General features: G+C 59.8%; 14 protein-coding genes and 3 pseudogenes. 15 read left to right on the top strand and 2 right to left on the bottom strand.

Annotation, left to right across the window (positions count from 1 at the left end):
• Window positions 1-1073: 1073 nt before the first annotated feature.
• The 8 genes and pseudogenes from P0D96_RS38460 to P0D96_RS38425 all read left to right on the top strand — a co-directional run bounded on the left by P0D96_RS38460 (window position 1074) and on the right by P0D96_RS38425 (window position 11250).
• Window positions 1074-1442, top strand: a complete 369-nt coding sequence (locus P0D96_RS38460; protein ID WP_408319025.1) for a hypothetical protein — start codon at window positions 1074-1076, stop codon at window positions 1440-1442.
• A 276-nt stretch (window positions 1443-1718) separates the two neighbouring features.
• Window positions 1719-2066 carry a hypothetical protein gene (locus tag P0D96_RS38455; RefSeq protein WP_408319023.1) on the top strand — a complete coding sequence of 116 codons (348 nt, stop codon included), beginning with the start codon at window positions 1719-1721 and terminating at the stop codon, window positions 2064-2066.
• Between the two features lie 80 nt (window positions 2067-2146).
• Window positions 2147-4387: pseudogene (gene bamA, locus P0D96_RS38450) on the top strand (outer membrane protein assembly factor BamA); the annotation flags it as partial.
• A 164-nt stretch (window positions 4388-4551) separates the two neighbouring features.
• Window positions 4552-6804, top strand: a complete 2253-nt coding sequence (locus P0D96_RS38445) for an LPS-assembly protein LptD (RefSeq protein ID WP_408319022.1) — start codon at window positions 4552-4554, stop codon at window positions 6802-6804.
• Between the two features lie 539 nt (window positions 6805-7343).
• On the top strand, window positions 7344-8486 hold the full coding sequence (locus tag P0D96_RS38440) for a porin (RefSeq protein WP_408319021.1): 1143 nt from the start codon (window positions 7344-7346) through the stop codon (window positions 8484-8486).
• Between the two features lie 260 nt (window positions 8487-8746).
• Window positions 8747-8989, top strand: a pseudogene (locus tag P0D96_RS38435) (IS110 family transposase); the annotation flags it as partial.
• Window positions 8990-9321: 332 nt separating this feature from the next.
• A pseudogene (locus P0D96_RS38430) lies at window positions 9322-9638 on the top strand (IS6 family transposase); the annotation flags it as partial.
• Window positions 9639-9948: 310 nt separating this feature from the next.
• Window positions 9949-11250 carry an MFS transporter gene (locus P0D96_RS38425; RefSeq protein ID WP_408319020.1) on the top strand — a complete coding sequence of 434 codons (1302 nt, stop codon included), beginning with the start codon at window positions 9949-9951 and terminating at the stop codon, window positions 11248-11250.
• 634 nt (window positions 11251-11884) lie between these two features.
• On the opposite strand, the gene P0D96_RS38420 is transcribed toward P0D96_RS38425, so the two are convergent.
• A complete protein-coding gene (locus tag P0D96_RS38420) occupies window positions 11885-12913 on the bottom strand; it encodes a bile acid:sodium symporter family protein (RefSeq protein WP_408319018.1) in 1029 nt (342 codons plus the stop codon).
• A 707-nt stretch (window positions 12914-13620) separates the two neighbouring features.
• Between P0D96_RS38420 and P0D96_RS38415 the strand changes: the two genes are divergently transcribed.
• The 7 genes from P0D96_RS38415 (at window position 13621) to P0D96_RS38385 (ending at window position 20487) form a co-directional block, all read left to right on the top strand.
• Window positions 13621-14352 carry an ABC transporter ATP-binding protein gene (locus P0D96_RS38415; protein ID WP_408319046.1) on the top strand — a complete coding sequence of 244 codons (732 nt, stop codon included), beginning with the start codon at window positions 13621-13623 and terminating at the stop codon, window positions 14350-14352.
• A complete protein-coding gene (locus tag P0D96_RS38410) occupies window positions 14349-15167 on the top strand; it encodes an ABC transporter permease (RefSeq protein ID WP_408319016.1) in 819 nt (272 codons plus the stop codon). Before P0D96_RS38415 ends, P0D96_RS38410 begins: the two co-directional genes overlap by 4 nt.
• A complete protein-coding gene (locus P0D96_RS38405) occupies window positions 15149-16126 on the top strand; it encodes an ABC transporter substrate-binding protein (RefSeq protein WP_408319014.1) in 978 nt (325 codons plus the stop codon). The genes P0D96_RS38410 and P0D96_RS38405 overlap by 19 nt, the downstream gene beginning before the upstream one ends.
• Before the next feature lie 103 nt (window positions 16127-16229).
• Window positions 16230-17558, top strand: a complete 1329-nt coding sequence (locus P0D96_RS38400) for an amidase (protein ID WP_408319012.1) — start codon at window positions 16230-16232, stop codon at window positions 17556-17558.
• Window positions 17559-17634: 76 nt separating this feature from the next.
• Complete coding sequence (locus P0D96_RS38395) at window positions 17635-18303, top strand: GntR family transcriptional regulator (protein WP_408319010.1); 669 nt, start codon at window positions 17635-17637, stop codon at window positions 18301-18303.
• A gap of 143 nt (window positions 18304-18446) precedes the next feature.
• Window positions 18447-19943, top strand: coding sequence for an amidase (locus P0D96_RS38390; protein ID WP_408319007.1), 1497 nt, complete (start codon window positions 18447-18449; stop codon window positions 19941-19943).
• A gap of 304 nt (window positions 19944-20247) precedes the next feature.
• A complete protein-coding gene (locus P0D96_RS38385; RefSeq protein ID WP_408182476.1) occupies window positions 20248-20487 on the top strand; it encodes a hypothetical protein in 240 nt (79 codons plus the stop codon).
• Between the two features lie 30 nt (window positions 20488-20517).
• On the opposite strand, the gene P0D96_RS38380 is transcribed toward P0D96_RS38385, so the two are convergent.
• On the bottom strand, window positions 20518-22017 hold the full coding sequence (locus P0D96_RS38380) for an amidohydrolase family protein (protein ID WP_408319004.1): 1500 nt from the start codon (window positions 22015-22017) through the stop codon (window positions 20518-20520).
• Window positions 22018-22029: the final 12 nt, after the last annotated feature.

Raw genomic sequence — 22029 nt, 5'->3', positions numbered from 1 at the left:
CGCCGGCCTCGCGAAACCATCGCGGGCCTAAGGGCTGCGATACGCCGCACAACAACGCGGCGCCACTCTCCATTCCCTCGGCAATGCACCTTGCGCGTCGCGTTCCTGCCGGCACTTCAGCGCGTCATTCCGCTATTGCCGCCAATGCATTGCTTTCGGGTACCACAGCGCTCTCTACCGGATAGAGAGGTTTGTCGTTTGCCCCGCGCATTCGTTGCCCCTTGATACAGCTTGCGGAGCTGCGGGTATGAGGCGCCGTATATGTTAAGCGAGCGGCTTCTCGAGACGCCTTATCGATGAGCAAACCGTGGGGCACGGTACGGCACCAAAAAATGGTCACGGCGCATGCGGCTTTACATCGAGCGGGGGTTTACTGTAGCGCGGCGGAAGCGCGCTTCGACGCCTTCGCTTCGTGCCGGGGCCACGCTCACGCCCAAGGGAACTTCGGCTGTCAACGCGCTCGTCGCGGGCGGCGCCGCCGCCGCTTCGCTTGCCGAGACGGTGACGCTTTCGCGTCGGTCTACGCTATGGGAAATCAGCGTTCCGGAAGATATGCCTGTACTGGGCACTGCGGGATGGATACTTTTCCCGGCGATTTCGCATTCGGACCACCTGCCGTCATCAAGACGCGCGAGCGTCACGAATCGCCGCAGTAGCTGTATGGAATTCGGTCCTGTCCTCGATAAGGCCTCCTTTATACAGGAAGATTCTCGACCGGATCAGCTATTGCACCCCAACCGCTTCCAAAGGGAGGGGCATCACGGGTGTCATATCGCCGCTCATTTCTGCTTAGGCAGGGCCCGTTGCGTAACGCAAAGAAACGAAGTGGAATTAGATTCATTCTGTCCATGAACTAGACTGCCTGTGTGTGGCATGCCCATCGTCCGCTCATAGGCACAGTGGTATTTGTTCGTTTGAAAGCTGTATGGCGGTGGTAATGAACATGAGCGGACAAACAAATAGCGCCATGCCGCACTAGTGCGATGTGACGAACCGCATCTGCAGACACTGTCCGTGTCAGGTCGAATACCCTCGCGCAACACCGAGTAGATTCATTAAATAAGGGAAATACCGTGTTCGAATCGATGACATTGGACCTTTTCGACTATGCAGATGTACCGGTGCTCCGTTTCACCATTGCAGATAGATCCTGTCTGCTACAAACATCCGCCGTGGACGAGCTGATTCAACAGTTGATTGCCTTGCGCGGCCTTCTTGATCCACCGCAGCCTCGGGAACCAGTCAAATCATCAAACTATCCTCTCGAGATGGACCCATGCTGGTATGTCGAATATTCGCCGCTACTGGGGCCCGTCCTTCTCCTGCGGCACCGGGGAGTGGGATGGATGGCCTATTCGTTGCCGACGGAGAGTGTCGAACGGCTTTGTAAGGCGTTAACGGTAAAACCGCCCAGTGTCGTCGCCGGCTCCATGATCAACTAATGGTATTGCCATTGCGACTTTCAGTTACTCGCTATGGGCGTGTACTCTGCTTGTACGATCGAGCCGCCAAACCCCGTTGCTATCTTTCGGATCCTTTCGGTGTCAAATGACATGCCGGACCAGCGTGCAATGATTGACACGTGGTTTGAGGCCACGAACTTCGTCTGATCAGGAGTCCCAAGCGGGTGAGTAAGACGGGGTAAACAACCGGTAACTCGTAGAGTGTCCGCGCCGTATATCTTGACCTCATCTTCCGTCGAGCAGCAGGAGCACATCATGGTGAGAGTCGTCTTTCCCGGTTTCTACGCTGCATTGCTTCAAGCAGCTTCATATATCTCCGTTGATAAAGGGCAGAGTGGCAACGAAGAGCGCGGATCCGAGAATGTGTGCCTGCATGTCGCCCTGTGCGACCCAGGCGATTGGTCAGGCCTCGAATGGCATACGGATGGATTGCTACCTCAAGGCCCGTACGCACCTCGCGCGATGACGCATCCGCCCGCATTTACTGGCTACGCAGAGGTTCGTCAAACGGTGGGCTACGCCGAAAATCCCGTGTCCGGGCTCGCATCGTGGGAGCGAGGCGGCAGCGTTGCACAGAGCGACGTGATTCGGGAGAGGGGCTGATGACGATCGTGAGGCGGATCTTTAGGCTCGCGTTGAAGAGTTGGACTCCCATCATGTTGAATGCGCTGATCATGCCTCTTTCGCATGCGGCCACGCCATTCGTCGTCCGCGATATTCGTGTCGAGGGACTGCAGCACATCGAAACGAGTACGGTCTACTCCTATATATCCATCAAGCGTGGCGACAGATTCACAGATGAATCGGCTTCGGATATTGTCCGTCAACTCTACGCAACGGGATTCTTTGCGGACGTGAAGGTTTCCGCTGACGGAGACGTGGTCGTCGTGCAAGTGGCGGAGCGGCCAGCTATCGTTACGATTGATTTTGCCGGCGTACATGAATTCGATAAAGACAATCTGACCAAGGCGCTCAAGAGCGTCAGGCTGTCCGCTGGCGCGTATTACGACAAGGCGTTGATCGATAAGGCCGAGCAGGAACTAAAACGTCAATACCTGACACGCGGCTACTACGCGGCCGACGTGACGACGACGATTTCGCCAATCGACCGGAATCGCGTTGGCTTATTGTTCTCGGTTGTCGAAGGCCCGAGCGCAAAAATTCGCCAGATCAACTTCGTCGGCAATCAGGTGTTTGACGATCGCACGTTGAACGATGAGATGCAGGAGTCGGCACCGAACTGGTTCTCTTGGTACACGAAGAACGACCTCTATACGAAGGAAAAACTGGCCGGCGACTTCGACAATATCCGCAATTTCTATCTTGACCGTGGGTACCTCGAATTCAGCATCGAGTCGACACAGGTTCAGCTCACGCCCGACAGGAAGGAGATGTACCTCACTGTCTCCGTGCATGAGGGTCAGCCATACACCGTTTCCAGCATCCGGCTCGACGGCAATCTTCTGGACCGAAAAGCGGAACTGGAGAAGCTTGTCACAATCAAGGCAGGTGACCTCTTTTCGGCACAAAAACTTCAGGCGACAACGAAAGCCATCGTGCAGAAGCTGGGGGATTATGGTTACGCGTTCGCGACGGTCAATGCCGTGCCGCAAAGCGATCAGGAGCATCACCGGGTCGACCTGACACTGAAGATCGATCCGAGTCGTCGCGTGTATATTCGCAATGTCACCATTGAAGGCAACACGCGTACACGCGATGAAGTCGTGCGGCGTGAGATGCGTCAGATGGAGGATGCCTGGTTCGACTCGTCCCGTCTTGTTCTTTCGAAAGACAGGATCAACCGGCTTGGCTATTTCACCGACGTCGAAGTGACGACCGTGCCGGTTGAAGGGACACCGGACCAGGCCGACATCATTGTAAAAGTCACTGAAAAGCCAACGGGCAGTTTGACGCTGGGATTGGGCTACGGTTCGGGTGAAGGACCGATCATTTCGGCGGGTGTGTCTCAGGACAATGTGTTTGGTTCCGGCACCAGCCTGGCGCTGAATGTGAACACGTCCTCGACCGCGCGAGCGCTCTCCGTTTCCCAGACCGATCCTTACTTTACGATCGACGGCATCAAACGCATCACCGACGCCTACTACCGGACCTCTTATCCGCTGTACTACTCGTCGACCACGGACACGAGTTTTCGCGTTATTACGTTTGGTGCGGACACTAAATTCGGCATTCCTTTCTCCGAATCCGACATGGTTTATTTCGGCCTCGGGTTGGAGCAAAACCGGCTCGACGTCGATTCAACCACGCCGCAAAGCTACATCGACTACGTTAACCAGTTTGGTCGCGTGTCGAACAATGTGCCGGTGAGCGTCGGCTGGTCGCGCGACAACCGGGATAGCGCGCTCGTGCCAAGCCGCGGCTACTATATGCAGGCCAACGCCGAGTACGGTACGCCGATAGCCACGACGACATACTACAAGGGGGACATTCAGGCCCAATACTATTACTCGTTTGCACGTGGGTTTGTCCTTGGCCTCAATTTTCAGGGTGGCTATGGAAACGGACTGGACGGCAAACCGTACCCGATCTTCAAGAACTACTATGCGGGCGGGATCGGTTCAGTCAGAGGCTTCGAACCGGGCTCGCTCGGGCCTCGCGACGTGACGACCGGCGATCCGATCGGCGGATCGAGGATGCTCGTCGGCAATATCGAAACGACGTTCCCGCTGCCCGGCACGGGATATGACCGTACGTTGCGCGTATTTGCGTTCGTTGACGGCGGCAATGTCTGGGGCAACGAGGGCAGCAGTGTGGGCGCGAATGGCTTGCGCTACAGCTATGGGGTAGGTCTCGAGTGGATCTCGCCGATTGGCCCGCTCAAGCTCGACTATGCGCTTCCGATTGTCCGGCATGCCGGCGACCAGTATCAGAAGTTCCAGTTTCAGATCGGAACGTCCTTCTAGTAACGCGGGTGGCTGTGCGCTCCATATCCGGAAGGGCAGTCGTTTCCGCGCTCAGGCCCCTTTGCTGCGCCGTGTCGCTGGTCCATTGTGTTCCAGTCGTGCGTCGGGTGCGCTCGTGGATACTCAGATGGTCGCTCGATGTCCTGTTCCTGCTGCCTGTATGCATGAGTCATGTGTATGCGCAATCCAGCAGCGTAGCCGCGCAGCCGGAACAGACGAACGACCCATGGAGCCTGTCGCTCGCGCCGCAGCTTTACGAGCATCCGCTCGCGCCAGGCATGTCGGCCGCGACTTTCGGTCTCGGTAGCGAAGTCACGGGTACATACGATGCGGATCTGTCACTGAAGGGCAGTGCTGAGTTGCGTCGTGCCACTTCTATCGTACAGGCTGACGCGATCCATTACGACGTCGACCAGGACGTCGCGGATACGTTCGGCAACGTGGTGCTGACTCGCGACGGTAATCGGTTTGTCGGACCCTACGCGCATCTCCGTGTCGATGCGAACGAAGGCATGATGACGACGCCGCGATACTATTTCATTCTGAGCGACGGCAACGGCAGCGGTTCCCTCGTTGAACTGCACGACGATCAGCAAGAAACGCTTTACGACGGCACGTATACGACGTGCCAGTGTGTCGACCATCCAACGTGGTATGTGCGTGCGTCGCGGCTCGAGCTCGACAATGCACAAAACAGCGGCGTTGCGCATAACGGCGTTCTGTTTTTCCTCGGCGTACCGATCTTCGCGTCGCCGTGGTTGTCGTTTCCCCTCGACGGGACGCGTCGAAGCGGCATTCTGCCGCCTACTTTCTCGCTTAGCTCGACGAACGGCTACGATATCGCGGTGCCCGTCTACTTCAATCTCGCGCCGAACTATGACCTGACACTCACACCACGCTTGATGTCGAAACGCGGCGTGATGCTGACGACTGAGTATCGTTATCTGACGCCGTCGTATTCTGGGTCGCTGTCATTAGCCTATCTTCCGCACGATGCATTGACGAACACCGACCGTTACTCGATTTCCTTTCAGCATCAACAGACACTGGGTGTAGGTTTCTCTGCTTACGTGAACTACCATCGCGTTTCAGATGCGAACGTGACGACGGACCTCGCGAATTCGAGCTCGTTGGTGGTCGGCGGCCAAAGCCTGTTCCAGCAGGAAGCGGGTGTTGCTTTCAACCAGGGACCTTGGTCCGTGCTGACGCGCGTGCAGTACTGGCAGTCGTTCTCCGATACGACTCCGCCGTATAACCGGGAGCCTGAAGTGAACGTCAAGTACGCGCGCTACGATGTCGAGGGCTTCGACTTCGGCGCGACATGGAACGCAACGCGTTTCACAATCCCGGTTGCAAATTCGACGCAAGGCGAGCGGCTTCTGTTCGACCCCTATGTCAGCTATGAGTTCGGGCGGCCCAGCTGGTATGCGATACCCAAACTGCAGTGGCATGTTGCTTCGTACGACCTGAGTTCGATCGGCGCGGATGCGCCGTCGGGCCAACCGAAGACCTTTAGCTTCAACGTGCCGACGCTATCTTTCGATTCCGGTATGACGTTCGAGCGTAATGTGAATCTCTTCGGTGTCGGTCTGATGCAGACGCTGGAACCTCGACTCTATTACGTTTACACGCCGTACCGAAACCAGAATTACGCGGCCATCTTCGACACCGCGCCGCTCGACTTCGGCCTCGCTGAGGTTTTCACAAGCAATCGCTTTGTCGGCGGCGACCGCGTATCGGATATGAACCGCATCACGGCGGGACTCACCACGCGCTTCGTCGATGCCGCGAACGGCAATGAGTTGGCGCGCTTTGTACTCGCGCAGGAATACTACTTCCGGAACACGCAGGTGACTATGGCAGGCGATTCGCCGCCGACGGTTGGCCCGTCGAATCTTATCGTTGGCGACTCGTTGAACATCGGCACTGTGTCGGTTCAGCAAGGGATCGAATACAACCAGTCCAGCGATGAGTTCACGCAAGCGACGATAGGCATTGGGTGGAAGCGCGCCGATGGGAAGATCCTCAACGCGGCGTACCTGTACGCGAGAGCCAACGCGACACTCGACAACGAGACGGAGAATCAGGTTCTGCTCTCGGGGGAGTGGCCATTGACGCGGCGCCTATCTGGTGTCGGCCAGATCGACTACGACATTGTCAGTCATCGGGTACTCGCCGGGTTGATTGGCCTGCAATACCCGGCTGACTGTTGGGGCATTAGCCTTGCCTTTCAAAAGTACACGAACATCAGTTCGACAACGACACCCGCTACAGGCACGCGCGTCCTGATGCAACTGCAACTTAATGGTTTGAGCCACATTGATAATGCATTGCAGCAACAATTCCGTGCAAGTATTCCGGGCTATTCGGTCGCGCCGGCCGCATTGCCTGAATCGCGCTTCTCGAACTATCCATAATCTGCGAAATGACCGTTCGAGCGACTTTTAAGATCGCGCCCAACTCAATTCCGGACGAGACCGGCCTGTGTGTGCGGCGAGGAAATCGTTCCCGCATCACATACGAGGCGCCAGATACATTGCAGACGTCATCAACAGAGTCGCGGTGCATCCATTGATTGCTCTCGGGTCAACGGCTCATCTTGCATGGCTATCAGTAGCTGACAGTCCTTCCTGGACCTTATCTTGAGTTTCGGCGCGTGACGATCTCATTGACGGCTGCGCGAGGTTTCTCGCATCGATGCATGACGTCAGCCCGTACCGCAAGGATTTCTGGCTGGCATGAACGAACAGCCAGCGGGGAGCCATTGTTACACGCATCGGCTTGCGAAACAGCCGGTAAGCGCAGGCGTTGTCAACACCCCACAGCGCGCGTTCTTCATTCGGTTCTAATCGCTGACCAACGGGTGCAGTGCCATCAGCCCGTTGCCTTGCTGCGTATAGGCCGCGCCGAAATGACATTTTTCATGCGCGGTAAATTTTCTCTGAAGGAGATTACGATGAAAAGAACTCTTATGATGCTCGGAGCATCGAGCGCATTTGCCCTCGCAGCCACTGCTCACGCGCAAAGCAGCGTGACACTCTACGGCCTTATCGATGCCGGCCTGACGTACACGAATAACCAGGGCGGTAGCAGCAACTTTCAGGAGACGAGTGGATCGGTCAATGGCAGTCGATTCGGTCTGCGCGGAAGCGAAGACCTGGGCGGAGGTCTTAAAGCGGTCTTCGTGCTTGAAAACGGCTTCAATATCGCCAATGGAAAACTGGGTCAGAATGGCCTCGAATTTGGACGACAGGCGTTCGTTGGTCTGTCAAGCGAGCAATATGGCGCTGTCACGCTGGGCCGTCAGTACGATTCAGTGGTCGACTACCTTGCACCTCTTTCGCTCACGGGTACGGGATACGGGGGAACACAAGCTGCTCATCCGTTTGATAACGACAACCTCGACAATTCTTTCCGCATCAACAATTCGATCAAGTACGCAAGCGTGAACTATGGCGGGCTCAAATTCGGCGGCCTGTATGGTTTCTCAAATAGCGCGGGCAACTTCGCGACAAACCGTGCGTACAGCATGGGCGCGTCGTACAACTATGGTGCTCTCAACTTTGCTGCTGGCTATTTACAGCTGAACAACAGCGGGACGGACCTGAACTCGGGCGGAGCGGTGACTAACGATGTGACCTTTACATCTGGTGTGCAGCGCACATGGGGCGCGGGAGCTAACTACACGTTTGCTAACGCAACGGTGGGTCTCGTGTTCACGCAATCGATCATTGGTAATCTGACCGGAATCGGAGCCTCAGCGTCCGGCACGTCGAATGGACTTTCCTTTGTCAATAATAGTGCGCGCTTTAGCAACTATGAACTGAATGGACGCTACAACTTGACTCCGGCGGTCTCGGTTTCCGCGGCTTATACCTTTACCGATAGTCGCATCGACGGCGTAGCGCCGAAGTGGAACCAGTTCACGCTGCAGACGGACTATGCGCTGTCCAAACGCACTGACGTTTATCTTCAAGGTGTGTACCAGCATGTCAGCGACACTGGCGACAGTGGCATCCATGCGGTGATCAATGGGCTATCGATGTCGAGCTCGAATGAGCAGGTGGCCGTCACTGCGGGCATACGCGTGCGATTCTGATCGAGTTCATTTGCTACCTGAAAGTCGATGCGCTCGCGAGGGTGCGGGCGCGTCGATCAGCAGCTAGCGTCGTTAAATGCACCATCTAATTTTGGCTCTGATGTGATGGACGACTCCCGCCCTTCGGGGCTCGGCATATGCCAAAGTGGAGAAGTCGTGACTTCCACGGCAAAGGAGCGTTCATCATGAAGATAGCCGCTGTCGGACTGGACCTTGCAAAGGCTCTATTCCAGGATCATGGAGTGGAACGGGAGTCATATCAGCGTGGTGACACAGCACTACGAACACTTCTGATTCACGGCGCTCGCGCTGTTATTCGTATGGCAGCCAATAAGCCTGAAATGAACGATTCGTGGGTCATGAAACTATGTCGACGTCGGCACAAAAACATCGCTGCCGTCGCGCTTGCAGCAAAGAACGCCCGACCGGCGTGGGCCTTGCTAATACGCAAGCAGGTCTACCAGGTTAGCCATGTTCCCGTGCGAACTGACGTGACGGTTTAACAGGCCCAGGTTCTAAGCGTAAGAGCAACACCTACCTTCCAGAGGTTGCTTGAGCAGACTTCAATTCGATGACAGAACGGTCGGACTGTGGTGGGCCAAACCCGCTTTGCACCAAGGGCAATCAAGCCCGTGGCTCTGATGGGGTACCCACTCGCGGATATTCATCGTGGGCCTGCAGCGAGCGCTGCGAATCGAGCCCGGATACATGGCCGCAACCTCGACCCAATGCCAGAGAGTCAGACTGCTTGACAACTGGGAGTCGTCCATACATGGTGCAAATAGGAAGGCGAAATCGGTTAGAGTTGTCGAAACAAACGAACTGATGGCTGGTGATGAGCAAGCTGAAGACGACGGGTGGGTTGTTCGATGGGCGGCATTGTGATCGTGAGATCATCATTCTGTGTGTGCGCTGGTACCTTCGCTACAAGCTTAGTTTGCGTGATCTGGTCGAGATGATAGCGGAGCGGGGTTGGCGCTGGCACACACCACGATCCTGCGTTGGGTGAAGCGTTTCACGCCGGAGTTCGTCAAAAGGTGGAACCATTTTGGGACGCCCGCAGGGCGGTCATGGCGTGTTGACGAAACCTATCTGGAGATTCGCGGCAAATGGGTTTATCTGTATCGGGCAGTGGATCGGGCCGGCCAGACTAATACCGGCCACCGGGATTGGCGACCAGATGCCGCGGCCGAACTCGTCGGCGAGTTTCAGAATCCTTTCCGCCTGCGCCAGAGTTCCTGAATGCGGGCGTAGATCGTCGGATACGTCAAATGCTGGTGCGCCGCTGCATGAAAGCCGCCTCGCCGGGCGGTCCAGTAGAACGTTTCGATTTGCTGCAGGGAATGGCCCATGATCGGGAATTTCTATCAGACGGTGAGCTCACTTTCGATTATCGCTTATTAATATTGGCCTTCTACATTCGGTTCATTAGATGGATACCATGCGATAGCGAGGAGTCGGAATGATCAGACCAATAGATTCGGCAGCAGCGTACGCCGAGCCGAAGACGTCAGTGCGCTGGAACATCTTTCTGGTCATGCTGCTGCTCGTGACGGTGAACTATATCGACCGTGCCTCCCTATCGGTCGCGATGCCGCTGCTCACGAAGGAATTCTCGCTGTCACCCGTGATGCAGGGCTTCATTCTCAGTTCGTTCTTCTGGTCGTACACGTTGATGCAGATCCCGGGCGGCCAACTCGTCGATCGCTTCAAGCCGCGTGCCGTCCTTGCGCTTTGTACGCTGTTCTGGGGCGGCTTTCAGGCGCTGGCGGCCATTGCGACCAGCTCGTCGGGTCTGCTGATGACGCGGATCGGTCTCGGCGTTGCCGAGGCCCCCGTTGCCTCGGCGGGCGGCGCGCTCAACGCCGCATGGCTTACGCAACACGAGCGTGTACGCGGCGCTTCGCTGATGGACGGCGGCTCGCCGCTCGGTGCGGCATTTGGTTCGGTACTGATCGCATGGCTGATTCTGGTCATGCACTCGTGGCGCTCCGCGTTCGCGATCGCTGGTATCGGCACGATCCTGTGCGGCATGGTTGCATGGCGGTATATCAGGAATCAGCCGCGCGAGCATGCGGGCGTCAACGAGGCCGAAGCGCTCCATATTGAGCGAGCTCAGGCGCTGGAGCATGCCAAGGAGGCCAAGGAGCTGTCAGGCCGATCGATTGATTTCTTCAGGTTCCGGTCGGTGTGGCTGATGTTTTTCGGCTTTATGTGCTGCACGACACTTTACTATGGGTTCCTTACCTGGATGCCGACCTATCTGCACAAGGTCCATGGTTTCGACCTGCAGCAAATGGGCAATGCGAGCTTCCTGATATTTATGTGCGGCTTCGTCGGCGAAGTGGTGGGCGGCTTTATCGCCGATAAATGGCTTGCGAGCGGTGCAGCGCTCAACCTGGTGATGCGCGTCATGTTCGGCATTGCCGGGGTGGTGGCCACGATCTCGGTGTTTTGCGTGGCCTATGCGACGAATCCAAGGATGGTTGTCATCCTGCTGTCGGCGACCTTGTTCTTCCTGCGCTGGGGCGGGCTGTACTGGTCGATTCCCGCGATGCTCGCTACGCGCAACAAGGTCGGCGCGCTCGGCGGCTTGCTAAATTTCGGCGGAAACCTCGGCGGCATGGCGATTCCGATCGTGGTCGGCGCAATCGTTCAATACACCGGCTCATATTTCCTCGCGTTGATGTGCTTCGTCGCGATGGGGGTGGGTCTCCTGGTGTGTTTGATTGGCATCGACTACGAACACAAGATTCCGGTGTGAGTGCGAATTTCGCACTCCATCAATTCAACACGAAGTGCAGGCAATGCATTCAAGTCCGTCGTACAGACGGCGTTCGCGTCGCGACCGTGGACCACGGGATGGTGTGGATCTTCTCGGCCGGTCGCGCCGGCCGCATCGCCTGAATCGCGCTTCTCGAACTATCCATAACCTGGGAAGCGACCGTTCGGGCGATTTTCAGGGTCGCGCCCAACTCCATTCCGGACGAGACCGGCTTGTGCGTGCGGCGAGGAAATCGTTCGCGGGATCACATACGAGGCGCCTGATTCATTGCACACATCGTCGACAGAGTCGCGGTGCATCCAGTGATTGCTCGTGGGTCAACGGCTCATCTTGCATGGCTATCAGTAGCTGACAGTCATTTCTGGACCTTGTCTTGAGTTTCGGCGCGTGACGATCTTAATGACGGCTACGGCAGGTTTCTCGCATCGCTGTATGACGTTAGCCCATATCGCAAGGACTTCTGGCTGGCATGAACGAACGGTCAGCAAGGAGCCATTGTTACAAGCATCGGCTTGCGAAAAAGCCGGTAAGCGCAGCCGTCGTCAACGCGGTACCGGTTCACGCACCCTCCCTCTTATTCCAATAGGCTTATGCTGTTTTGCCGCTGGCAAAATTAGCGAACATCAACAGCGGCAGGTTTGCTCGCGGCCTGTGGCATGGCTTCACCACACGTGTAGCGTGTATGCCAGCGCTGGGCGAGGACGGCGCAGACCATCAACTGGATCTGGTGGAACAGCATCAGCGGCAGCACGACGGCCCCGACCGTGGGGCCCGAGAAGAGCACCTTCGCCATCGATATGCCGGAAGCCAGGCCTTTTTTCGATCCGCAGAACACAATCGCAACCTGGTCTGCCTTGTTGAATCCGAGCCGCTTGGCGGTAAAGCCCGTGACCAGCAGCGCCACCATCAGCAGCACGGCGTCGACCACAACCAGGCCGCCGAGTGCCGCCACGGGTGTCCGGTGCCACAAGCCCTCGGTCACGGCCTCGCTAAAAGCCGTGTAGACGATCAGCAGGATCGAGCCCTGATCGACATACCGCAGCACCGGCATGCCGCGTTCGAGCGAAGTGGCGATCCAAGGCCGCAGCAACTGGCCTGCGATGAACGGCATGAGGATCTGCAGCACGATATCCCAGATGCCATTCAGCGACGCGCTCGAGCCCGCGTTCTGCTTCGTAAACGTGACGCTCACGAGCAGCGGCGTGATGAAAATCCCAATTAGGCTGGAGGCCGACGCGCTGCACACGGCAGCCGGCACGTTGCCTTTGGCGATCGACGTGAAGGCGATCGAAGATTGCACGGTGGAAGGCAGCGTGCACAGGAACAGGACGCCCATGTACAGTGCCGGCGTGACGAGCGGCGCCAGTACCGGCCTCAGCGCGAGACCGAGCAGCGGAAACAGCACAAACGTGCTGAGCAGGACGACAAGGTGCAGACGCCAATGCCTCGCACCGTCCACGATTGCTCCGCGCGGCAGCTTGGCGCCATGCAGGAAGAACAGCAGGCCAATTGCAATGTTTGCGATCAGGTTGACGGAGACGGCGGTGTGCCCGCGGCAGGGCAGCAAGCTGGCGGCGATCACGGTGGCGACGAGCGCCAACGTGAAGTTGCCGGGCAATCGTTTGGGTTTGGCTCGAGGCATGGGTTTCACACGGTGCAACTTCGGAGAGGACAAAGCCGACACTTTCTATACAGGTGCGCTAAAAAACCAATTCATGTGGACGGGCGTTAGGATCGCATAGAACATCGCGAATATCAGCATGCTGCTGGGTGGTCGCGGCCGTCATCGTAAGCTGGCAGCGCGCAAGGTGGAGGGGTCAAGTGGCATTTGGGTCACTTACAGCGGGATTGAGTATGACGGCGTTGGGCGATGTTCCGTTACGCGAGCAGATGCGAAATCGCGTCCCGTCGTGTCGTCATGCTGAGTCGTCTCGTCATAAGTCGCTTCTGCCAGCCGTCTGACAGTCGAGCAAATTACATGAGGCAACGTCCCTCGACTCGGTAACAAATAATTTGAGTCAATGCGCACTTGCGACCGGCAAGGCGTCCTGCTTTTTTGATTCGTTGGCGTCTTTTTTTGAAGTGTGCATTATGCATTATTCCTGATGCACAGTTTTCCGTGTCGGCGCCGCACCGGTCTTTGAGGACCGCAGCGGCGAGGGCAGGAAGGAGGGTGGTCTTGCTGCATCACGCTTGCAATTGCGTTTCTTCCAAGGATGTCTGTCCATGAGTTCACCCAATTTTTCTTCGCCGCACCGGGCGGAGGTCTCAGCGCCTGCGGCCAAGCGCAGTGAGCGCTTGCGGGTTTGCGAGCTGAGTCATGCGTTCCAGACCGCCGACGGTGACAGCGTGCCCATTTTCGATAGGCTGGATTTCAGCGTCGGTAGTGGCGAAATCGTGTCGATCGTCGGGCGCAGCGGGGCCGGCAAGAGCACGCTCTTCAATCTCATTTCGGGGCTGCTCACGCCGCAATCCGGGCGCGTGGAAGTCGGCCGACGCGCCGATGGCGGCGAGGGGCGCATCGCCTACATGCTGCAAAAGGACTTGCTGCTGCCATGGCGCACGGTGCTGGAAAACGCGGTGCTGGGCATCGAGCTTTACCGCAAGGTTCGGCGCGAGGACATCGAGCGCGCGAGACAAATGCTGGCGCGTTACGGCCTCGATTCCTTCGCCGACGCGCATCCGCACGCGCTTTCGGGCGGCATGCGCCAGCGCGTAGCGCTCACCCGCACGCTGCTCGTCGATCCGACGCTCGTGCTCCTCGATGAGCCGTTTTCGGCGCTCGACTACGAAACCCGCCTGACGCTGGAGGACGACGTCATGGAATTGCGCAAGCAAAACGGCACCAGCGTAATTCTCGTGACGCACGACATCGAGGAGGCAATCGCGATGAGCGACCGCGTCATTCTCCTTGGCGGACGCCCGGCGTGCATCGAAGACAACATCGACGTTCGACTCTCCACCTCGGGGCCCCGTACGGCGGTATCGGCGCGCGAAGCGCCCGAGTTCCGTGCCTACCACTCGCGCATTTGGAACGGATTGCGCGGGTACTCAATCCAGCACGCGGGAGCCTCGGCATGAGCGACGTCGCGATCTCACCAACGGTCACGAGCAAGCGCGCAGCAAGCGGCCGTTCCAAAACGCTTGGCACGACCGGCATTGTCGTCGCGATCGTCGTCGTGATTGTGGCTGGCTGGCAATTGGCGGTTACGCTTGGCTGGGTCAACGGCCGCCTTTTCGGCTCGCCCGAGGGAATCTACCGGGCTGCGGTGTTGGGCCTTTCGCCGCAGGGCACACTCGTCCCAGACACGCTGGCGACGCTTTTCGAAACGCTGATGGGCCTCGTGGTCGGCAGCGGACTCGGTATCGGCCTCGGGCTGCTGCTCTGGTTCGTGCCGAGGGTCTCAGGCGTGGCCGAAGGTCTGTCGGTCATTCTGAACAGCATTCCGAAGATTGCGCTCGGTCCGCTGATTGTCATCTGGTTCGGCTCGGACATGGCCTCGAAGATCTGGCTGGCCGGCATCTCCACGTTCGCGGTTGCGATGATTTCCGCGTGCGCCGCGGCGCGCGAGGTGGATCAGGACCTGCTGAATCTGTTCCGCTCGTTCAAGGCGAAGCCGGGCATGATCTTCAGCAAACTGATCGTGCCTAGCGCACTGCCGTGGATCTTCTCGACACTGCGCGTGAACATCGGCTTCGCGCTGATCGGCGCGGTAGTGGGCGAATACATCGCTTCGCAGGCGGGAGTGGGTCACGAAGTGTTCGTCGCTGGCTCTTTGTTTGACCTCAATACTGTTTGGCTGGGCATTATCGTTCTCACGTTGATGGCATCGATTCTGAGCTGGATTGTTCAATTTACGGAAGCAAAGGTGATTACATGGAAAAGAAAACGGTGAAGTTTCTGGGCACTTGCCTTGTGGCGGCGCTCGCCGCTTCCGGGGCCCGCATGGCGGTTGCTGCCGAGCCGGTAGTCGTCTATCAGGCTTTTCAGTCGATTCAGTATCTGCCGCTTTACGTAGCGCTCGACAAAGGTTTGTTTGCAAAGAACGGTCTCACGGTGCAGAAAGTGACGGCCGGCGGCGGCGCAGCCGGAGTGGCTGCGGTGATCGGCGGTCACGCGGACTTTTCGCTGCAGGACCCGATGACGGCGATGCTTGCCAACCTCAAGGGCGCGTCGCTCGTCAATGTGGCGAACGTGGTTGCAGGCGTGCCCGTCTGGATCATCGCGCCGCCGGGCTCGTCGGTTAAGGAGGTGTCCGATCTCGCCGGCAAGAGCGTGGCCACTGCGCTGCCGCCGACGACAAGTACCTATCTTCTGCAGCGCCTCGTCAGCGAGCGAAAGCTCGCTAACGTGAAGCTCGACACCGTGCAGATCGGCACGGAGCTCGCACCGGTCAGCGCGGGGCGCGACGAAGCGGCGGCGCTTTACGAGCCGCAGGTCGATACCGGGCTGTCACAGGGCTACCGGATCGTCTACGGGTTCCCCAGGGCCTATCCGGGCGGCTATGCGTTCTCCAGCATGGACACGCTCGCTTCCACGATCAAAGCCAAGCCGCAGATGGTCGCTGCGTTTGTGAAATCGATCGGCGAGGCCGAGGCGCTGATCCAGCACTCGCCCGATACGGCGAAGGCTGTTGCGCGGACCGAGTTTCCGACGCTTGACCCGAAGGTGGTCGACAGCGCTGTACAGCGCCTGATCGATCAGGAGATCTACGCAGCGACGCCCGAGATTTCCGAGCCGGCGTTCCGTAACGCGCTGGCCCTGCAGGAGTCCCTCGGCAACATCAAGCCGGGCAGCGTGACATATGCTGGCGCGGTGGACAATTCGTTTGCGGCGGCAGCAGCGCGCAAATAGGCACGGGGGACGGGAGAGGGCGCTCGCGCAAAGCCGGCGCCCGCTCGAATCGATCCGGATTCCTCGCGCAATTCGCGCAATCAACAGTAAAGCTATCACCAGAATGCAAAAACAATCGTTGCTGAATACCCTCCTTGCCAGCCGCGGCGACGCCCAAGCTGCCCGCGCGCGGCTCTCGGCCGCAAAGGCGCGTGCTAACGAGCTCGAGCCCTGGCTCCGCGCGTTCACATCGCGAGCCGACACCTATGACGTGGATGCCGCAGTCAACGGACCGCTCGCCGGCCTGCCGGTCGGTATCAAGGATCTGATCGATACACGCGACATGCCGACCGCCTACGGGTCGCCGGTCTATCGCGGACACCAGCCTTCGGCGGACGCGCGTATCGTCGAGTCCATCCGACAGGCGGGCGGGGTGATCTTCGGGAAGACGGTGACGACCGAGTTCGCCTGGCGTGAGCCAGGACCCACGGTCAATCCGTGGAACCGACTGCACACGCCGGGCGGGTCGTCGAGCGGCTCAGCGGCCGCCGTGGCCGCCGGCATAGTGCCGCTTGCACTCGGTACGCAGACCGTCGGCTCGGTCATCCGGCCGGCCGCTTATTGCGGAGTCGTCGGCTACAAGCCCAGTTTCGGCAAGGTGTCCCGCGACGGTGTGCATCCGCTGTCCGGCTCGCTCGATCACGTCGGCTTTTTCGCGCAGACGGTGGAGGGTGTGGCGCTCGCGCATGCACTCTTCGTCGAGCACCGGCCGGAGGTGTTGGCGAGCCTCGATACATGGGCTGCATGGTTTCCAGCCAATCCTCCAGCCCAGCTGGGCGTGTTACACACGCCCTTCTGGGACCGGGTGCAGCCGGCGCAGAAGGAGAACTTCGAAACCTCGCTCGAGCGTCTGCGCGCCGCCGGCGCCACGCTCGTCGAGCTTGAATACGGCGCGGATATGCAGGCTATGGTCGACGCGGTGCAGGTCATTGCGTGCGTCGAGGCGCAGCGCACGATCGGCCCCACCGCCGCCAGGCATCCTGAGCTCGTCAGTGAGCACATGCATACGCTGATCGCGGCGGGCGCGGCAACGCCTGCCGCTGAGTACGAGGCTGCCATTGCGCTGCAGGCGCGGTTGCGTCGCGAATCGAAGCCGCTGCTCGCCGGATGCGACGCGCTCGTGACCCTGTCGGCGCCCGGCGAGGCGCCCGCAGGGCTCTCGGACACAGGCGACGGGATCTTCTGCGCACCATGGAGCCTTACAGGCAGCCCAGCCGTGACTGTGCCGTCGGGCCGCACCGCAAATGGTTTGCCGCTTGCGTTCCAGGTGGTCGGCGAGTTCGGGGCGGATCTGCGCACGCTGCAGATCGCGGCCTGGGTCGAAAGCCAGCTGCAGGCGCAATGGCCAGCCTCGTCCGTATCGGCCGGGTATCCCGAAGTGGCATCCGCCTGAGGGGCCGCGAGCGCGCCAGTGTCGGTTATAGTGCGCGGCATGCACTAACACGGCGACGCGGCAAAAGGAGGATACGTTGAGCAGGCCCTATCGAACCATCCAGGAATACGTCCTCGGAACATTGAGGGCGGAGATCCTGAAGGGAGTGTATCCGCCGAATACCCGACTCAGACAGGAAGAGGTGGCCAAGCGCCTGGAAGTCAGCACGACACCCGTGCGCGAGGCGTTTCGCGATCTGCGTGCCGAGGGGTTGGTGTCGATCGACCCGAACCGGGGCGTCGTCATACGCGGCCTCACTGCGGAAGACGTGAGCGAGATTTATGAACTGCGCATGCTGCTCGAGCCCATGCTCGCGGAGCGGGCCTGCCGGCAACTCGCGCCCGCCGATCTCGCGGCGGCCACTGTGTGTCACGCAACCATGAGCGCGACCCCGTCGTCCGAAAAATGGGCTTTGCTCAACGTGGAATTCCACCGGCACCTGATAGGGAGTCAGGAGAAAACACGCCTGTTCGAGATCGTCGAAAACCTCTCGGGTGTCGCTCGTCCCTATGTGTCGCTGGCGATGCACATCAAGCAAGACCTCATGGAGAGTAATAACCGCGAGCACGCGCAGTTGTTGGACGCCTTCCGGGCGGGCGATGCGCTGTCCGTGCGCGAGCAGAGCCGGATACACCTCGAAAACACGCGCAACGCGATCGTCGCCTGTGTCGCCCAGTGGGCGCCGACGGAGGTCGCCCACGGCTGAAGCGACCCAGGCGGGGCGCCTGGCGTGCGCTCGCTTGTGGGCGCAGGTAGGGCCAACCGGTTGGTCGCATCGCGTAGGCCGTTCCTGTCGCCGTGAACGGGACGCCCAGCCAAGCCAACGCTTATTCCAGGAACACACAAGATATGGACAATTCGCTGGTTTCCCTGTCGGCGGTGACAGCCCGTGAACTCATCGGGCGCCGCGAGCTTTCCCCGGTCGAACTGCTCGACGCCTGCATCGCTCAGATCGAGGCGATCAACCCGGCCGTCAACGCCGTGGCGGCGACCTGCTTCGAGCGCGCGCGCGAGGAAGCGCGGCGCGCGGAGTCGGCCGTTGCGCGCGGCGAGCCGCTCGGCCCGTTGCACGGGTTGCCGCTCGGTGTCAAGGATCTGGAGGAAACGGCAGGCCTTTTAACCACCTACGGTTCGCCGCTTTTTCGCGCCAACGTGCCGGCGCGCGATAACGCCTTCGTGGCTCGCCTGCGCGCCGCGGGCGCTATCGTGACCGCCAAGACCAACACACCCGAGATGGGCGCGGGAGCCAACACGCGCAATGTGGTCTGGGGCGCTACCGGCAATCCGTTCAATCCGTTGTTGAACGCTGGCGGCTCTTCGGGCGGCTCGGCCGCCGCGCTCGCCACCAGCATGCTACCGCTCTGCACGGGCACGGATACGGGCGGCTCGCTGCGTATTCCCGCGGCGCTTTGCGGCGTGGTCGGGTTCCGGCCCTCGCCGGGACTCGTGCCGATCGACCGCAAGGTGCTCGGTTGGACGCCGATTGACGTGAGTGGTCCGATGGGGCGCACCGTCGCGGACACCCGGCTGCAACTGGCCGCCCAGGCCGGCTTGCATCACACCGATCCGCTCGGGTATCCCATCACCGGGGCAGCGTTCGGGCATGGCGCGCCGCTCGACGTCAGCGAACTGCGTATCGGCTATACGGAAGACTTCGGCGTGTGCGCTGTCGACAATGCGACGCGCGCGACCCTCCGCGCGAAGATGGCGGCGATCGCAGGCTACGTCAAGCTGTGCGAGCCGGTGGATCTCGACATGGGCGAGGCCGACCGCACTTTCGACGTGATCCGCGCGCAGAACTTCCTCGCCAGTTTCAGGGAGACCTACGAGCGCGACCCATCTCTGCTCGGCCCGAACACGCGCGCCAACTACGAAATGGCGCAGGCGATGTCGCTTCGCGACGCAGTGTGGGCGCATGCGGAGCAGACGAAGATTTTCCGTCGCTTCCAGGCGAAGTTCGACGACTACGACCTGATAGTCTCGCCTACCTCGTCGATCTCACCGTTTCCCTGGTCCCAGTGGCATCTCGCCGAGGTCAATGGCCGCCCGCTCGACAATTATTACCGCTGGGTCGCGCTCACCTATGTCGTCACGCTGCTCACGAACCCGGCCCTGTCGCTACCTTGTGGTACCGATCACGCGGGCATGCCATTCGGCCTGCAACTCGTCGGTCCGTTTCGCGGCGACGCGCGGCTGCTTGACATGGCCGAGTCGCTTGAAACCGCGCTGCGCAATGACGCGGTACTGAACCGTCCGCTCCCCGATCTTCGCGCGCTCTCGTATACGGTAAGCGAACTCAAGTCGATCGTGACCGATCCGCCCGTGCTGACGGTGACGGAAGGCTAGGCAAAACCCACATCGGCCCTTCGATCCGCCATGACTTTAATGGCAGCTTCAAGATCGCGGCCATTCAAGGACACGTGCCTGTCGATGGCTCCTCGGCCACACCCGCCATTCAAGCTGTTACAGAAATTCCATGCCTCGAATGACATTTTCGAATCATAGTGGTGTTCATAGCTTGGAACGACGCCGACTCGGGGTGCGGGCCTCGCGTGAGCATTCGCGGCGCGCTTCGCTGACCTACGCTGCTAATAGCGGGGCAGGAACAGTGCTTGCATGTCGCAAGACAGATCAACCGAAGGAGCGTGACATGGCCGAACAGCACAAACCCGGCGAGAAGGTTCAGACGTCTGGGATCTACGAGGTGGTGAAAGAAGGCGACGGCGGCTCCGGCTTCCAAGTGACGTGTGTCGAAGGCGAGCATTTTCCCCCAACGCGCAGCGGCAAGGGTGCGCGCTACGAGCCGGTCACATGGGGCGCGCAGTTATGCGGTGAAAGTGGGATCCCTTTTGCGGATCGGCTGCCTCGAGAATCGCGCCGCGATCCATGAACAGGCACTCCGCCAACCGCAAGCGCACCGTCAACCGGGCAGCTTCGCTGGATGAGGTTGCCAGTTGGCCTGCAGTGCCTGGGCGCGCGCGTAGACCTTCTCCATCTCCGCGCGCAGCGGCGCGACGGATTCATCCGCGAGGTCGAACTCCGCGCCGAGTGCCTGATAAGCGGCGTTGATCTCCCGCAGCAGCGCGCCTTCATCGACGCACGTGAGTCGGCCGTTCCGCATGACTGTTTCGCCCGCGACAAACACACTATCGATCGCGGCGCCGCGCTCGGCATACACCAGTTGCCGTACCGGATCGGCTAACGGCGTGAAGCTGATCGCGTCAGTCCGGTAAGCGACCAGGTCGGCTCTATATCCCGGCTCGATTGCACCTAGCTCGCTGCCTAGTCCGAGCGCCGTCGCACCGCCAATCGTCCCTGCATGCAGCGCTTCAGTTGCGGACAACCAGCGCGAATAATCGTCGCCGCGGATCTTCGACACAGCTGCGGCGCTGCCGAGTACGTTGAGCATATTGACGGTGACCGTCGACGCGCAGCCGTCGGAGCCGAGACTCACGTTGACGCCAGCATCGAGCAGCGCTCGCACAGGTTGAATGCCCGAGCCGAGCATCAGATTGCTCCATGGATTGTGCTGCACGCTCGCACCCGATTGAGCCAGACACGCGATCTCCGCATCCGACAACCAGACCGCGTGGATCAGCGACGTGCCTGGCCGCAGAAATCCCAGTTCGGCAAGGCGCATCACCATGGACTTGCCGTAGAAGGCTTGCGCCGTTACCACCTGCAAGCGGGTTTCCTGAACGTGGGTGATGACTGGCAGGTCATGCGTGTCGGCGAATTCGCGGCAACGCGCGAGAAATTCTGGCGTGCAGCGCTGCGGTGCGGAAGGGGCGATGAGTATGCTCACCCGGTCATGCTGGGGATGGTGATCCGCCAACTCGCTTTCGAGCAGCGCGAAGAACGCATCGGGAGAGGGCCGTGGCTGCGCACGCAGTTGCGCAAGCAGCGCGGGCGGGAAAATGCTGTCGACCTGCGGGAAGTTATCGACGATCGCGCGATCCATCATCGAGAACCCGACGAGCGCGCGGATTCCCGCGTCCCCGTAGGCCTGGAAGATAGCGTCGACGGCGGCGGGGTCAATGGCCTGACCGAGGCTCACGTCGTCGACGAGCGTGGTTGCGCCGCTGCGCAGCGATTCGAGTGCGCCAATCAAGGTTCGCAGATAGATCTGGCGCGGCGTCAGCTTCACGGGGCGAGGCGCGCGCACGTAGTGCATCCACAACTCGAGCGGCAGGTTTTCGAGCCGTCCCTTGTGAAAATGCTCGTGTGAATGTTGATGGCCGTTGATGAGCCCCGGCACCAGCAGGCAGTCGTCGAGCGCTATGCATTCGCCGTCGGTCGCGCTGCCGCCTGGCACGATGGCGGCGATGCGCTCGCCTTCGATCACGACGTCGACGCGCCTCGGCTCATAACGCTGTTCGGTGCCGTGTAATGCCCTGACATTGGAGAGTATCTTGCGCACGTTTTTTGCCTC

The sequence above is a fragment of the Paraburkholderia sp. RL17-347-BIC-D genome (genome assembly GCF_046027915.1).
In the GTDB taxonomy this organism is placed as follows: domain Bacteria; phylum Pseudomonadota; class Gammaproteobacteria; order Burkholderiales; family Burkholderiaceae; genus Paraburkholderia.
Note: the sequence above shows the minus strand (reverse complement) of the source record. Positions and strands in the feature narration are given on the sequence as shown.

Excerpts from the sequence above, each read along its gene's own strand:
- P0D96_RS38455 (WP_408319023.1), top strand. The coding sequence starts at position 1,719 with ATGGTGAGAGTCGTCTTTCCCGGTTTCTACGCTGCATTGCTTCAAGCA.
- P0D96_RS38405 (WP_408319014.1), top strand. The coding sequence starts at position 15,149 with ATGGAAAAGAAAACGGTGAAGTTTCTGGGCACTTGCCTTGTGGCGGCG.
- P0D96_RS38440 (WP_408319021.1), top strand. The coding sequence starts at position 7,344 with ATGAAAAGAACTCTTATGATGCTCGGAGCATCGAGCGCATTTGCCCTC.
- P0D96_RS38390 (WP_408319007.1), top strand. The coding sequence starts at position 18,447 with ATGGACAATTCGCTGGTTTCCCTGTCGGCGGTGACAGCCCGTGAACTC.
- P0D96_RS38445 (WP_408319022.1), top strand. The coding sequence starts at position 4,552 with ATGAGTCATGTGTATGCGCAATCCAGCAGCGTAGCCGCGCAGCCGGAA.
- P0D96_RS38410 (WP_408319016.1), top strand. The coding sequence starts at position 14,349 with ATGAGCGACGTCGCGATCTCACCAACGGTCACGAGCAAGCGCGCAGCA.
- P0D96_RS38385 (WP_408182476.1), top strand. The coding sequence starts at position 20,248 with ATGGCCGAACAGCACAAACCCGGCGAGAAGGTTCAGACGTCTGGGATC.
- P0D96_RS38400 (WP_408319012.1), top strand. The coding sequence starts at position 16,230 with ATGCAAAAACAATCGTTGCTGAATACCCTCCTTGCCAGCCGCGGCGAC.
- P0D96_RS38420 (WP_408319018.1), bottom strand. The coding sequence starts at position 12,913 with ATGCCTCGAGCCAAACCCAAACGATTGCCCGGCAACTTCACGTTGGCG.
- P0D96_RS38425 (WP_408319020.1), top strand. The coding sequence starts at position 9,949 with ATGATCAGACCAATAGATTCGGCAGCAGCGTACGCCGAGCCGAAGACG.